This is a genomic window from Bosea sp. BIWAKO-01 (assembly GCF_001748145.1).
Lineage (GTDB): Bacteria > Pseudomonadota > Alphaproteobacteria > Rhizobiales > Beijerinckiaceae > Allobosea.
Window position 1 is genome coordinate 5,859,437 of record NZ_BCQA01000001.1, and the last position, 13,172, is coordinate 5,872,608.

Below are 13,172 nucleotides of genomic sequence, written 5' to 3' on the forward strand. Positions count from 1 at the left end.
CAACCAGGATCACCTGAAGACCGATGCGAACAGCAAGCTACGTCATCGTCTGGGCTGTGATCGCCGCCGTGGTCGTGGTGCTGATCACGCTGCCGATCAGCCTGCAGGCGCATCTGATCGCGGGTGCGATCGTGGTCACGGCGATGATCGCGCTGAAGTTCCTGCGGCCTGACGGCGTCTGGCGGCTGATCGCGCTGGGATTGGGAACGGCGATCGTGCTGCGCTACATCTATTGGCGCACGACGAGCACCTTGCCGCCCGCGAACCAGATCGAGGACTTCATCCCGGCGATGATCCTCTACCTCGCCGAGTTCTATAATATCGGCATGCTGTTCCTCAGCCTGTTCGTGGTCGCGCTTCCCTTGCCGCCGCGCAAGACACCGCCGGTTGACCTCCAGAATGCGCCCACCGTCGACGTCTTCGTGCCGACCTATAACGAAGAGGCGGATCTGCTGGCGACGACGCTCGCGGCTGCGCTCGCGATGGATTACCCGGCGGATCGCCTGAAGGTCTTTCTCCTCGACGATGGCGGAACCGACGAGAAGTGCAACGCGGATAATTTCGTGGCTGCCAACGCCGCCAGGGAGCGCCGGGCGACGCTGCAAAAGCTATGCGAGGGCCTCGGCGTCACCTATCTGACGCGCGAGCGCAATATCAGCGCCAAGGCCGGCAACCTCAATAACGGCATCGCTCACTCCGAAGGCGAACTGATCGTCGTCTTCGATGCCGATCATGCGCCCGCACGGTCCTTCCTCGCGGAGACCGTGGGCTTTTTCGGCCAGGACCCGAAGCTGTTCCTGGTGCAGACGCCGCATTTCTTCATCAATCCCGACCCGCTGGAGCGCAATCTCCAGACCTTCAAATACATGCCGTCCGAGAACGAGATGTTCTACGGCATCATCCAGCGCGGTCTCGACAAATGGGACGCCTCGTTCTTCTGCGGTTCGGCTGCGGTGCTGCGCCGCCAGGCACTCAAGACCACCAATGGCTTCGCTGGCCGTAGCATCACGGAAGACGCCGAGACGGCGATCACGCTGCACGCCACCGGCTGGCACAGCGTCTATGTCGACAAGCCGCTGATCGCCGGCTTGCAGCCCGCGACCTTTGCGAGCTTCATCGGGCAGCGCTCGCGCTGGGCGCAGGGCATGATGCAGATCCTGATCTATCATCGCCCGCTGTTCAAAACCGGCCTCTCGCTGCCGCAGCGGCTCTGCTACTGCTCCTCGGCGCTGTTCTGGCTGTTTCCCTTTGCGCGCTGGATCTTCCTGATCTCGCCTCTGTTCTACCTCTTCTTCGGATTGCAGATCTTCACGGCATCGGGGGCGGAATTCTTCGCCTATATCCTGAGCTATATGGTCGTGAACCTGATGATGCAGAACTATCTCTATGGCCGCTATCGCTGGCCATGGATCTCCGAACTCTACGAGTTCATCCAGTCCGTCTACCTGCTGCCCGCGGTCGTCTCGGTCCTCATCAATCCGGGCAAGCCGACCTTCAAGGTCACGGCCAAGAACGAATCTCTGGAAACCCGTCGCGTCTCGGAGCTGGGGCTACCCTTCTTCATCATTTTCGGCGTCCTGGCGCTCGGCGTCGTCGCGACCTACTGGCGGATCATCACCGAGCCCTACAATGCCGACACGACCGTGGTCGTCGGCCTCTGGAATCTGCTCAACCTGCTGATGGCGGGCTGTGCGCTCGGCGTCGTCTCGGAGCGGCCGGAGGGGCGCGCGGCCCGGCGCTTCGCAGTGCGGCGCCGCGGCGAGATCACCATCGACGGGCAGACCGCGCCGATCGTCACCGAGAACGCCTCCGTCGACGGCGTCGGCATCCGCGTCCTGTCCCATGTTTTCGACAAGCTGCCTGTCGGCAGCGAGGCGCTCATTTCTTTCGAGACCACGATCGACATGCCGGCCGGCACGCTGCCGGTGCGCGTGATGCGTCTTGCGCCCGACGACAAGGGCTTACTGATGGGCTGCCGCTACGTCCCGAGCGAAGCCCTGCACAGCCGCATGATCGCCGATCTCGCATTTTCCGACGCCGAGCGTTGGACCCTGTTCCAGAAGGCGCGGCGCCAGAACATGGGGGTCGTCTACGGCACGATCCGCTTCCTGCGGATCGCGCTCTTCCAGACGAGCCGCGGCTTGTCTTATTTCTTCGGCCTCTACCGCCTGACACGCTCTTCGGCGACACCGGCGAGGCCAGCGGAATGAGGCTGCAGCCATTCTCCCTGATGGCCGTTCTGGCCCTGCCGCTGCTCTGCGGCGCCAGCATGGCACAGGACGAGCGCGTGCAGCCGGCACCGGCCGAGCCGGCGCCATTCATGATCGCGCCGCCGAAGCAGCCGCCGGCCGTGAAGCCCGCCCCCGTGGCACCGGCTGCGCCTGCTGCCGAGCCCCCTGCCCCGAGCCAGCCGCCGAAGCCCGCGGCGGCAGCGTCTGCGCCCGTCCCCTTTGCGTTCAAGCTGCTGCTTCCTGCCGCCCGCGTCACCCTGGAGGGCGAGAGCGACAGCCGCAACTGGGCTTTCTTCCTGACGCAGGACGAAGCCGCCGCCGATCTGAACCTGGACGTGGCATTCCAGAATGCGCTCGTCGTGATGCCCGAAGCCTCGCGGTTGACCGTGCGGATCAATGGCGAGCGCGTCATCGAGCAGCCCATCGCATCGTCGGACCGGCTGGCGCGGCTCTCGGTCGCGATCCGCAAGGCTCTTTTGCGCGCAGGCGAGAATACGATCGGTTTCGAGGTCGTGCAGCGCCACCGCACGGATTGCACCCTGGCCTCCACCTACGAACTCTGGACGCGCATCGACGGCGCCGGCACGCGACTGAGCTTTCGCAGCCCCGATGCCGCGCAACTGCGTTTGCGAGGCATCGACGATCTGCCGTCGATCGGCGGGGACGAAAGCGGCCAGACGACGATCCACATCGTCGCGCCGAGCGCGTCGCGGGCGATCGCGGGCAACACCATCCTCGCCGTCGCCCAGGCCGTAGCCCTGCGCGGGCGCTTTGGGCAGGTCGTGGTGCGGGTGTCCGAACGGCCACCGGAGCGGCTGCGGCCGGGCTCGCTGACGGTTGTCATCGGGACAGCGAACGAACTGGGCGAACTGCTCGGCACGATCCCGGAGGAGGCGGCCACCCGCAGCTTCCTCGGCTTCGTCGCCAGTCCGAAGCTGGGTCCGGCCACACTTCTCGTCACGGGCCAGGGCTGGCCGGACATCGAGGCGGTCGTCGCCAAGATCCTGACCGAGCCGGTTTCGAGGCCGACCAATATCAACCGCACCAGCATGGATACGGCGAGCTGGCACACGCCGAATCCGCCTTACGTCACGGGCCGGCAGGTGCTGCGCTTCGCCGAACTCGGCGTTCCCACCCAGGAATCGACCGGCCGGCGCATGCGGGTGCGCGCCGTCGTCGCGATGCCCGGCGACTTTTTTGCAAACGCCTACGGTGAGGCCACGCTTCTTCTCGACGGAGCCTATTCCGCCGAGGTCCTGCCCGGCGTCAGCCATATCGAGATCTTCGTCAACGGCAATGTCGCCGCGACCGTGCCGCTCAACACGACGACCGGCGGCCTGTTCCAGCAGTTCCCGATCACCGTGCCGATGCGGCATTTCCGGCCGGGGATCAATGAGCTCTGGCTCGAGGCCGTCACGATCGCGAAGACCGATCTGAGCTGCGGGCCCGGCGCGACGCTGCCGGGCAAGAGCCGTTTCGCGCTGTTCGATACGACCTCGCTTGCCGTTCCGGATTTCGCGAAGATCGGCGTCAAGCCAAACCTCGCCGCCGTTTCCGGCACGGGATTTCCCTACTCGGTGGCGCCGCGCGTGGCCCTGGTCATGGGACGGCTCGATGCCGCCAATTACGGCGCGGCGGCCACTCTGCTGGCGCGCCTGGCCCAGCGCGCCAGCCGGCCCATCGCGGTCGATCCGCTTGCGAATGCCGCCACTGTGGGAGATCGCCCGGCGCTGATCGTCGGAGCGGCCGGCCAGTTGCCAAGCGGCCTGCTGCCGCGCGTCGGCATCGCCGACACCGTCCGCACCACATGGCCACAGCGCGCCGACGCCGTCGTGGTCCCGCCCGATGCAGATGGCACGGCCGTGTTCGACGCCGTGCTCAACCGTTTCCAGGGCCGCCAGACGACACCGGAAGATTCAGGCGGCGTGCCGCAATCCACGAGCGAGATCCGCGACCGGTGGCGGAACTCGCTCGGTGGCCCGCTGGCTCGCTATCTCGTTGCCTTCGACGGCTGGCTGCAGCGCACCTTCGACCTGTCATTTGCCCAATTGCGCACACCTTCGCGCGCGGCCTCGCTCTACGAGCCTGCCGAGGGAACCGACCTGATCGCAGCCCAGGCCGCCGATCCGGAGACCCGGCAGGTCTGGACCGCTTTCGTCGCCCGGCGCGAAGAGGCGCTCGAGAGCAGCGTCGCCCGCATCGTGACGCCGGGCAATTGGGCTGCCATGGCCGGCAGGATCACGGCTTTCCGGGGTGGGCAGGAGACACATGTCCTCTCCGCCGACCGCACCTCCTTCTTCATGACGCGGCCCTTCAGCTTGGCAAATATGCGCCTCGTCCTCGCCAACTGGATGTCGAGCAATATCGGCACCTACGCGCTCACGCTCTTGGCCGCCTGCATCAGTCTCGGCATCGGCACCGCGTTGATGCTCGGACGGTTGGGGCGGCGCTCATGAGAAAGCTCCTGGCCACAATCGCAGCCACCATGATGCTTCTCACGACGGCCTTGTCCGCCTCCCTCCCCGATGGCGCGTGGGAGCTCTACCGGCAGAAATTCGTCACGCCCGAAGGGCGCGTGATCGACGATGCCAATGGCGGGATCAGCCATAGCGAGAGCCAGGGCTACGGCCTGCTGCTGGCCTGTCTCGCGGGCGACCGCAGCAGCTTCGCGAGCATATTCGCCTTCACGCGCACGGAACTCCTGATCCGCGACGACGGGCTCGCGGCCTGGCGCTGGGATCCAAAGGCGAGCCCGCATGTCACCGACATCAACAATGCCAGCGACGGCGATCTGCTGATCGCCGAAGCCCTCGCCTGCGCCGGCGCGCGCTGGGCCATGCCGGCCTACACGGCAGCGGCGCGCCAGATCGCCCGGTCATTGGCCAAGGTCGCGCTGTTGAAGCGCGGCGGCGAGACCTGGCTGATGCCCGGCGCCGTCGGTTTTTCCGAGAAGGACCGTCCCGACGGGCCCGTGGTCAATCCATCCTATTGGGTGTTCGAAGCCCTGCCGGCGCTCGCCCAGCTCACCGGCGATCAGAGCTGGATGCAGGTGCAGGCGAGCGGCCTGAAACTGCTCGATACGCTTGCCAGGGCGAAGATGCTGGCCCCGGACTGGGTCTCGATCAAGGACACGCCCAGGCCTGCCGACGGCTTCCCGCCCCAGTTCGGCTACAACGCCATCCGCATCCCGCTCTATCTGATGCGGGCGGGGCTCGCCGACAAGGCGCGCATGGAGCCGTTCCGCAAGGCATGGGCCGGCGGGACTGCCGTGATCGACGTCAAGACCGGCAATCCCGTCGAGCCGCTGCCTGACGCCGGCTATCGCATTCTCGCCGCGGCCATGGCCTGCGCGCTCGACAAGACGCCGATCCCGGCGGAATTGAAGACCTTCCAGCCGACGGCCTATTATCCCTCGACCCTGCACCTCTTGTCCCTCTCGATGCTCCGCGAGAGGTATCCGCAATGCATGTGAAATACGCCGTTCTGGCGATAACCCTGGCGAGTGCCGCGTTCTATGCCTTCGGCCGCCACGGCCGGGAGGTCGATCTGTCATTGGCGCCGCCTGCGGCGATCCGTCAGGCGGCCGCGGCCGGAAGCTCTTCGCCTGACAGCCAGCAACCCGCGCCGGAACTCGCCCAGGCGCAGTCGCCGGGGCCCCCGTCCGGCCAATCGGCGCAGCGCCCCCCCGTCGTCGACGAGAGCGCACTGCGCTATTTCGCCTCTCAGGGCGACACGCGACGCCTGGAGGCCGAGCTTGCCCGTCTGCGAGCGCTCTACCCGGAATGGAAACCGCCCGCCGACCTGACATCTCCGGCACAAACCGGCGATCCCGAGCTCGAGCGGCTGTGGAGGCTCTTCTCGGAAGGAAAGATCGCCGAGGTCCGGGCCGCTATTGCGCAACGCGGCACCAGGGAGCCGAACTGGCGTGCGCCTGCCGATCTCGTCGCCCGGCTCGATGCTGCCGAGGCGGCGCAGCGACTGGTCAATGCCTCCAATGCACGGCAATGGGAGCAGGTGATCCGGATCGGCACCGAGACGCCGGCCCTGCTGACCTGCGCGAATGTCGATGCGCTGTGGCGGGTGGCCGAGGCTTTCGTGCAGACCGGCAAGCCCGAGCGGGCCCGGGACGCCTATGCCTATGTGCTGAGCAACTGCAACACCCCGGCAGAGCGGATCGGGACGATGCAGAAGGCGCTGGCGACGCTGCCCGATACGCTGACGGACGGATTACTGGCCCAGGAGAGGCAGACTGAGTTCTCCAGCATCCGCGACGAGATCGCGCGGCGGCGGATCGGACGTGCTGCCGAAGATACCAAGCTCACCGTATCCGCCGACGACATCCGGCGCGTCGAGGCGCTGGCAAACGCCGCGACGACGCCCGACGATGCCATCCTGCTCGGCTTCTACACGCTGCGCCACAATGATCCTGTCAGGGCGGAGGCGCTGTTCCAGTCCGCCTTGCAGCGCAAGGGCGGGGCGAAGGCGGCCGAAGGCGCGGTGCTCGCGCTGGCCGCCAATCGCAAATATCGCGAGGCCGAGGCGCTCGGTGCGCAATGGCTGGACGCCGGCGCCGCCAACCGCAAGGCCTATCTCGGCGCGGTGACGTCGCTGATCACGCAGGAGCCCGCTCCAAAACTGGATCGCGCCGTCGTCGACCGGATCGCGAAGACCGTTGCGACCGACCGCTACGCGCCAGGCGCGGCCGGCCTCGGCTGGTATGCCTATAATGCCGGCCAGACCTCGTCGGCCGAGACATGGTTCGAAACCGCCCTCTCCTGGGACCGCGGCTATGAGCCGGCGGCCTATGGGCTTGCCCTGGCACGACAGCGCCTGCGCGACCAGGCCGGCCTGCGCGCGATCGTGAGCGACTGGGGCGCCCGCTCGGAACGGATTGCCGCGCTGCTCGATCCCCGCCGCAACCGCACCTCGCGCGGCCAAGACGTGCGAGGTCAGGACACGCGTGACCAGCAGCTGCGCCGGGAGGATCTCGCCGCGACGGCAGCGCCGATCGCGCGCGAGCGCGACCTTGTCGAACCAGCCCCTAACCGCCCCCTGCGCTCCCGGGCGGCCCGGCAGATTATCCAGAGCGATATCGACGCCGAGCCCGTCCGGCGCCGCCAGGCTGCAGCCCCCGTTTCCGGCAGTTGCGGCAATGGCCAGTCGGGCGCAGCCGCCTTGCAGCGCGGCTGGTGCCTGCTCAACCTGAAGCGCCCTGCAGCGGCAGCCGCTGCCTTCGAGGCTGCCATGCGCACCGGTTCGGCTCAGGTCGCGGCCGACGCGGCAATGGGCAAGACCTATGCAACTCTCCAGCAGGGGCTGACGGCGGAGGCCAATGTCGCAGCCGCGCAGACCAATCCGGCTCCCGCAAAGCGCCGCGAACTCTCGGCGCTGCTGCTCTCCGAGCGGTTCTATGCGCAATATGACAACAAGGACTTCAACGGCGCCTTGGTGACCCTGTCGGAGCGTGCCCGTCTTGCGCCTGAAACCACCGATCTGATGATGATGCGCGGCTGGTCCTACTTCCATCTCGGCCGCTACACCGATGCCAGCAGGGTCTTCACGGCGCTTTACAGGAGCAACGGGTCGCCGCAGGCGCTGGCCGGATTGACCGCGATCGGCGATGTGACGCGCCAGAACAGGTACTGATTTCGCACGCGGCCAGTGGCTCAGACCGGGCGAGCACCGCTTCACCTCCCGCATAGGACCAACCGACAAAGGCGCGCGTCTTTGCCGCGGGAACCGATGGCCGGGCCGCTCGTTTCACTGTCTCGCATCGGCTTATCAGAACGCGAGGTCCGCCATGCCTCTGATCGACGAATTAAAGCCCGTAGCCGCCGGGGTGAGCGCGGCAGGTCGCCGGGATGATCCGCGCGTCCAGAGAATTGCCAGGGCGATGTGCCGAGCGGCGCGCATCGACCCCGAGCAGCCGGCCGGGACGGTTGCGATCTTCACGATCATGCATTGCCACGCCGGACGGTCGGAGAATGATCCGGCCTGGATGCTGTTCGAGCGTCAGGCTGAACTCTTCATCGCCATGAATCCCGACGTGGTCGAAGCGCTCTGATCCGCCGGAACGGTGCAGGCCCTCTCACAATGTGCAGACATGGTGAGCGCCGGCCCTCGACGGTCGCCGAGATCGTGACGTCGAAGCGACCGACAGGGCCATGAGGGCGCTCACGGTGCGCGCCCGCATAAACGGTCTGACGGCTCGCTAAATGAAGAAGAAGTCGCTCGATCCGAGTGTTCCGATTGCGATGTTGGCCAGGATCACGCTGTTGTTTTCATCGACAGTGATGACGACGTCCGCTCCGATCTGCTGACTGGCTGCCGCGACAGCGCCGAAATTCGCGAAGGTCGCGGTCGAGAACTGAATGCGATCGTTGTTTCCACCGACATCGCCAAAGTCACTGATCGTGTCATGGCCGAAATTCTGGCTGAATATGAAGGTGTCATTTCCAGTGCCTCCAATGAGCACGTCGGCGCCGGCGCCGCCATCGAGGATATCGGCACCTGCCTCACCGGACACAGTGTCATTGCCGCCCAGGCCTGAGAGACGGTCATTGCCGCCACCGCTGGCGAGCACATCGCCAGCCGCTCCGCCGGTCAAGCTGTTGTTGAGCCCATTGCCTGAGCCGGTGAAGGGGCCGAAGCCGACGAAGCTCAGATTCTCGACATTGCCCGCCAGAACGTAGGTCTGGAGATCGGTTCGAACCTCATCCCTCCCGGCGCCGGCGTTTTCGATCACCACGTCAAGCACATCGTCGACAATGTAAGTGTCGGATCCCGCGCCGCCCTCCATGCGATCGCCTCCAAGGCCGCCATCAAGCAGGTCGGCGCCCCCTCCGCCAAGCAGGGTGTCAGCGTCGTGGCCGCCGATGAGCACGTCGGCGCCGCCACCGCCATCCAGCAGATCTGCGCCGGCACCGCCATCCAGCTGGTCTGCCCCACCCCCGCCAAGCAGGGTGTCAGTGCCTGAGCCAGCGATGATCACGTCATCGCCGCCACGGCCATCCAAGGTGTCATCGCCGGCTCCACCGGTGATGACATTGTCCGAACCGTTGCCGGTCCCCGTGAAATTCCCCACGCCAACGAAGGTCAGGTTCTCGACATTGGCACCGAGGGCGAAGACGCCGGCGGTTGCGAGCACGAGATCGCTGCCGGCACCGGCCTGTTCAATCACGAGGTCGGAAGGGCTGTCGACATGGTAGATGTCGTCGCCGAGGCCACCCAGCATCCGATCGTTGCCGGCCCCCCCGTCGAGGATGTCGTTGCCTGAGCCGCCCATGATGACGTTGGCGAGGCCGTTGCCTGTCCCGCTGAAGGCGCCAGCGCCGGTGAAGCTCAGGTTCTCGACATTGGCCAGGCCGGCGAGCGAGTAAGCCGCCAGCGCGGTCCGAACCGTGTCGGTCCCGGCGCCGATATTCTCGATGACCGAGTCCGCTGCATTGTCGACGACATAACTATCGTTGCCGGTTCCGCCGGCCATCGTGTCGGCGCCGACGCCACCGTCGAGCGTGTCACTCCCGCCGCCGCCATTGAGGATGTCGTTGCCCGCCAGCCCAAGCAGCGCATTGGCACCGCCGAGACCCGTCAGAATATCGTCCTCACTCGTGCCGGTGATCGTTGCTGCATTCGATGCACCCGGCGAGTTGCCAACCACGTTTGCGACGGTGACGGCGATGTCTTGCGTATCGGCGCCGCCATTGCCATCGGAAACGGCAACGGTGACGTCGTAGACGTTGTCACCACCGGTGTCGGTCGGGGTCTCGAAATCGGGGGCCTGCAGGAAGGACAGCAGACCGGTCAGGCTATTGATGGCGAAGCGGCTGCCATCGACGCCGCCAGCGATCGTATAGGTCAGGGTGTCGCCGGCCTGCGGGTCGCTCGCCGTAACGGTGGTGACGATTGTGCCGTTCTCCGCAATGGTGATTGCCGCCGTGCCACCACCGCCGTCCGAGGTGATCGATGGGGCATCGATCAGGATCTGTGCGGCGGCGATGGTTTGGTCCGCGAAGCGGAACTGTTCGACATTGAGAACCCGGTCGGTCCCTTCGTCGCGTATCGTAGCCGGCGTGTCCGGGCTCGCAGGCGGGCTGATATCTGTAACCAGATCCACGACAGTGAAACTGCCATCGGGGTTCTGTGAGATTCGATAGTCGGCTCGATTGCCGTAATACCTCACCATATCGTCGTCTGCGCCGCCATCGAGCGTGTCGTTGGCTGCTCCACCCAGGAGCACATCATTGCCCGCGCCGCCACGCAGAACATTATCGTGATTGCCGCCATAGATCTCATCGACGAGACTTGTGCCGGTGACATTGGGAATGCGGGTAACGGTGTCGGTATCGCCAAAGGAGTCGATCGCCGTGTCGGGCGGCAGGCCAATCTGAAAATCAAGGCCGTTGAGGTTGACGCGGACGCCCTGTGGCCCCCCTTCGGCACCATAGTCCAGCTCATCGGCGCCGGCGCCGCCATCGATGGCGTCTGCGCCCGCACCGCCGATGATCGTGTCGTTCCCGTCCCCGGCGATGATCGTATCATTGCCGTCCCCGCCAAAGACGAGGTCGTCGCCGGCGCCCGTATTCAGAACGTTGGCATTGTTCCCCCCGTAGATTTCGTCTCGGAACAGCGTGCCGGTGATGTTCCGGATACCGGGGATGAAGTCCGTGTCTCCGAAGGAGCCGAGAACAGTATCGGGCTGGATACTCTCTTGAACGGTCTGCGCGCGCATGTTCACGCGGATGCCATGGGTGGCGCCGAATTCGACGTCGAGGCTGTAGTCGACGGTATCGGCATTCTGGCCGCCCGAACCGAAGACGGCATCGTCGCCGCCCAGCCCGAAGAATGTATTGCTCGCCGTCCCCGCTGCGCCGCTGCCCGTGCCGCTGAAGAAGACATCGGCACCAGCCGTGCCGCTCACCGCCTCGATGTCGAGCAGCGTGTCGACCGTCCCGAAGCCATCTCGGGCCGTTCCGGCGGCCACGGTGAAGCCATTGCTCGTCTGCGAGGTCGCGCTCAGATTGATAATGACACCAGCTGCGCCGCCTAAGCCTGCGTCGTTCTGATACGAGGCACGATCAAAGCCCTCGCCTCCATCGATGCTGTCGGCGCCGCCCAGTCCACTGATTGTGTCGTTCCCCCCAAAGCCGCTGATCGTGTCAGCCTCCGCCGTTCCGACCAGGACATTGTTGAGTTCGTCACCGATGACCTGGGCCATGGCATTCTCCACTGCAACTGAAGGCGAGATGCCAAAACTGCGCTGTCCGGCTCACTGCCGCATGACCCAAACGGGCTAAGCTGGTGCCTGTCAGAGGCGACGGCTCCCGGACCTCAAGAGGAGCGCGGTGGAAACGCTGTCGACAGGCGCGAGAGCAGCAACACCAGTTCCGCCTGTCGGTGCGTATTGGTCTTGGCAAAAACGGTTTTCAACTGATTGCGGGCCGTCTCGCGCGTCACGTGGAGCGCCTCGCAGGCAGCATCGAGGCTCCCCCCGCCGCCGATAATGGCCGCCAACCGCGCTTCAGCGGTCGTCAGGCCGAAGGTTGCACCGAGGGCTGAAGCCAGAGGGCGCGTCTGCGCCTCCAGATCGGTCACGAGGAGCAGAACGCGTCCGCCCGAAAACGACTCGATTGCCCCGCTGGACAAGGCGTGGGATTCGACCACGATCGGGCGACGCTCGCCGCGACGGACGAGAATCCTTTTCCCGCTCACCGCGTGAGGGTGATACGAGCGGCAGGCGTCGGCCAATCCGGCGAAGGCGGCTGCGGCCTCGCGGTCCTGCACGATAATGTGCGCCCCAACCACGCGAAACCATTGATCGTAAAGACCGGTTACCGCGGTATTCTCGCGCAGGACGCGGCCGAAATGGTCGAGTACGAGGGCTGGCTGCCCGACGAGACCGAGTGCGTCCGTCATCCCGGCAATGCGGGCGCGACCGACGGCCCGCGAGATGGTCGCGGCTTCGGTCAGGCGTTGGCAGAGCGTGGCCAACTTCGTTTGCTCGCCAGGATCGAAGTAGCCTTGCCCGACAGTGCGCTGGATAGCCATGCACCAGAGATCGTCGCCCGACTGGAACCCGACGCCGGCCCACCAGCGCAATCCGAACGGTGCGAGGAACTCCTGATAATACGGCTCGCGCTCGATCGTGTGTGGGGTGATGAAATCCTGGTCCACGCCAACGCCGGTCTTCAGCATTTTCGGGATCGCGCGGACGCGCAGGTCACGGTGGAACCAACCGTCGCGAACATAGCGCTCGGCAAGCTGTTCGGCACTGGTACTCGTTGCCACCAACGACACGCCGGAGATGCCTGGCGAGGTACGAAAGAGGGACGCGCACTGCGCACCCGCCGCCGCCGATATCTCCTCGAGGATGCCACCCCAGGCGCCTGGTTCAGCCACCGCGTCCTGCACGCGCGCGACGACCTTCTCAAGCTTTCCAAGGTCAAGGCCCTGCGGAGCCTTGCGCCCGGCCGGCTTGGCAAGGCCCACGCCAAATGGGGCAGCGTCGCCGTCTGCGATCGCATCCAAAGCCACCTGCAAATGCGGATTGCCGGGCGGAGGCCGTTTGCCAAGGCGCATCTCGATGCCCTTCCCGCAGCCCGCCTCGGCACGGTGCGTGCCTTCCGCAACGGTAGATAATGAAATGATCTGACGCGGCGTCAAGCACACACCAGATGCGGTCACGCCGGCGTCGGGGACCGGTCCCGACACGCAGCCTGCAGCAGGTCGTCCAAGGTCGGCCGCGCCCCTCCAACCGTGAGAATGCCGCAAGGCGAGGCAATTGCTCATGATCCGCCGCCAGGTCCGCTGAACCCGGGCCCTCGCGGTTTCGGCATCAGCAGAGCCCTGTGCAAGCGCCCGGAAGTTTGTCACGATGGGCTCAGTTCCCAGCGGGGTTCGATCCCACGGGACTTGGTTCCCGGGGGGCTTGGATCCTGGGAT

General features: G+C 65.8%; 7 protein-coding genes. 5 read left to right on the forward strand and 2 right to left on the reverse strand.

Annotated elements, in window-relative coordinates; translation table 11 throughout:
- The first annotated feature begins 23 nt into the window (after window positions 1-23).
- The 5 genes from bcsA to BIWAKO_RS35580 all read left to right on the forward strand — a co-directional run bounded on the left by bcsA (window position 24) and on the right by BIWAKO_RS35580 (window position 8,295).
- A complete protein-coding gene (bcsA, locus tag BIWAKO_RS27315) occupies window positions 24-2,210 on the forward strand; it encodes a UDP-forming cellulose synthase catalytic subunit (protein WP_069881326.1) in 2,187 nt (728 codons plus the stop codon).
- Window positions 2,207-4,687: a cellulose biosynthesis cyclic di-GMP-binding regulatory protein BcsB gene (locus tag BIWAKO_RS27320; RefSeq protein WP_069881327.1), complete on the forward strand. Its 2,481-nt coding sequence runs from the start codon at window positions 2,207-2,209 to the stop codon at window positions 4,685-4,687. Before bcsA ends, BIWAKO_RS27320 begins: the two co-directional genes overlap by 4 nt.
- Window positions 4,684-5,703 (forward strand): family 8 glycosyl hydrolase, encoded by a 1,020-nt coding sequence (locus BIWAKO_RS27325; RefSeq protein ID WP_069881328.1) that lies wholly within the window; start codon window positions 4,684-4,686, stop codon window positions 5,701-5,703. Before BIWAKO_RS27320 ends, BIWAKO_RS27325 begins: the two co-directional genes overlap by 4 nt.
- The gene (locus BIWAKO_RS27330) at window positions 5,694-7,877 is read left to right on the forward strand and encodes a hypothetical protein (RefSeq protein WP_069881329.1); all 2,184 of its coding nucleotides are present in this window, start codon (window positions 5,694-5,696) and stop codon (window positions 7,875-7,877) included. The genes BIWAKO_RS27325 and BIWAKO_RS27330 overlap by 10 nt, the downstream gene beginning before the upstream one ends.
- Window positions 7,878-8,031: 154 nt before the next feature.
- The gene (locus BIWAKO_RS35580) at window positions 8,032-8,295 is read left to right on the forward strand and encodes a hypothetical protein (protein WP_141740250.1); all 264 of its coding nucleotides are present in this window, start codon (window positions 8,032-8,034) and stop codon (window positions 8,293-8,295) included.
- Between the two features lie 147 nt (window positions 8,296-8,442).
- Here BIWAKO_RS35580 and BIWAKO_RS35585 read toward each other — a convergent pair whose 3' ends face one another.
- Both BIWAKO_RS35585 and BIWAKO_RS27340 read right to left on the reverse strand, forming a co-directional pair.
- On the reverse strand, window positions 8,443-11,448 hold the full coding sequence (locus tag BIWAKO_RS35585; protein ID WP_069881330.1) for a beta strand repeat-containing protein: 3,006 nt from the start codon (window positions 11,446-11,448) through the stop codon (window positions 8,443-8,445).
- 113 nt (window positions 11,449-11,561) lie between these two features.
- A complete protein-coding gene (locus BIWAKO_RS27340; protein WP_141740251.1) occupies window positions 11,562-12,893 on the reverse strand; it encodes a helix-turn-helix transcriptional regulator in 1,332 nt (443 codons plus the stop codon).
- Window positions 12,894-13,172: the final 279 nt, after the last annotated feature.

Coding starts and splice junctions, on each gene's coding strand:
- BIWAKO_RS27330 (WP_069881329.1), top strand. CDS start 5,694: ATGCATGTGAAATACGCCGTTCTGGCGATAACCCTGGCGAGTGCCGCG.
- BIWAKO_RS35580 (WP_141740250.1), top strand. CDS start 8,032: ATGCCTCTGATCGACGAATTAAAGCCCGTAGCCGCCGGGGTGAGCGCG.
- BIWAKO_RS27325 (WP_069881328.1), top strand. CDS start 4,684: ATGAGAAAGCTCCTGGCCACAATCGCAGCCACCATGATGCTTCTCACG.
- bcsA (WP_069881326.1), top strand. CDS start 24: ATGCGAACAGCAAGCTACGTCATCGTCTGGGCTGTGATCGCCGCCGTG.
- BIWAKO_RS27320 (WP_069881327.1), top strand. CDS start 2,207: ATGAGGCTGCAGCCATTCTCCCTGATGGCCGTTCTGGCCCTGCCGCTG.
- BIWAKO_RS35585 (WP_069881330.1), bottom strand. CDS start 11,448: ATGGCCCAGGTCATCGGTGACGAACTCAACAATGTCCTGGTCGGAACG.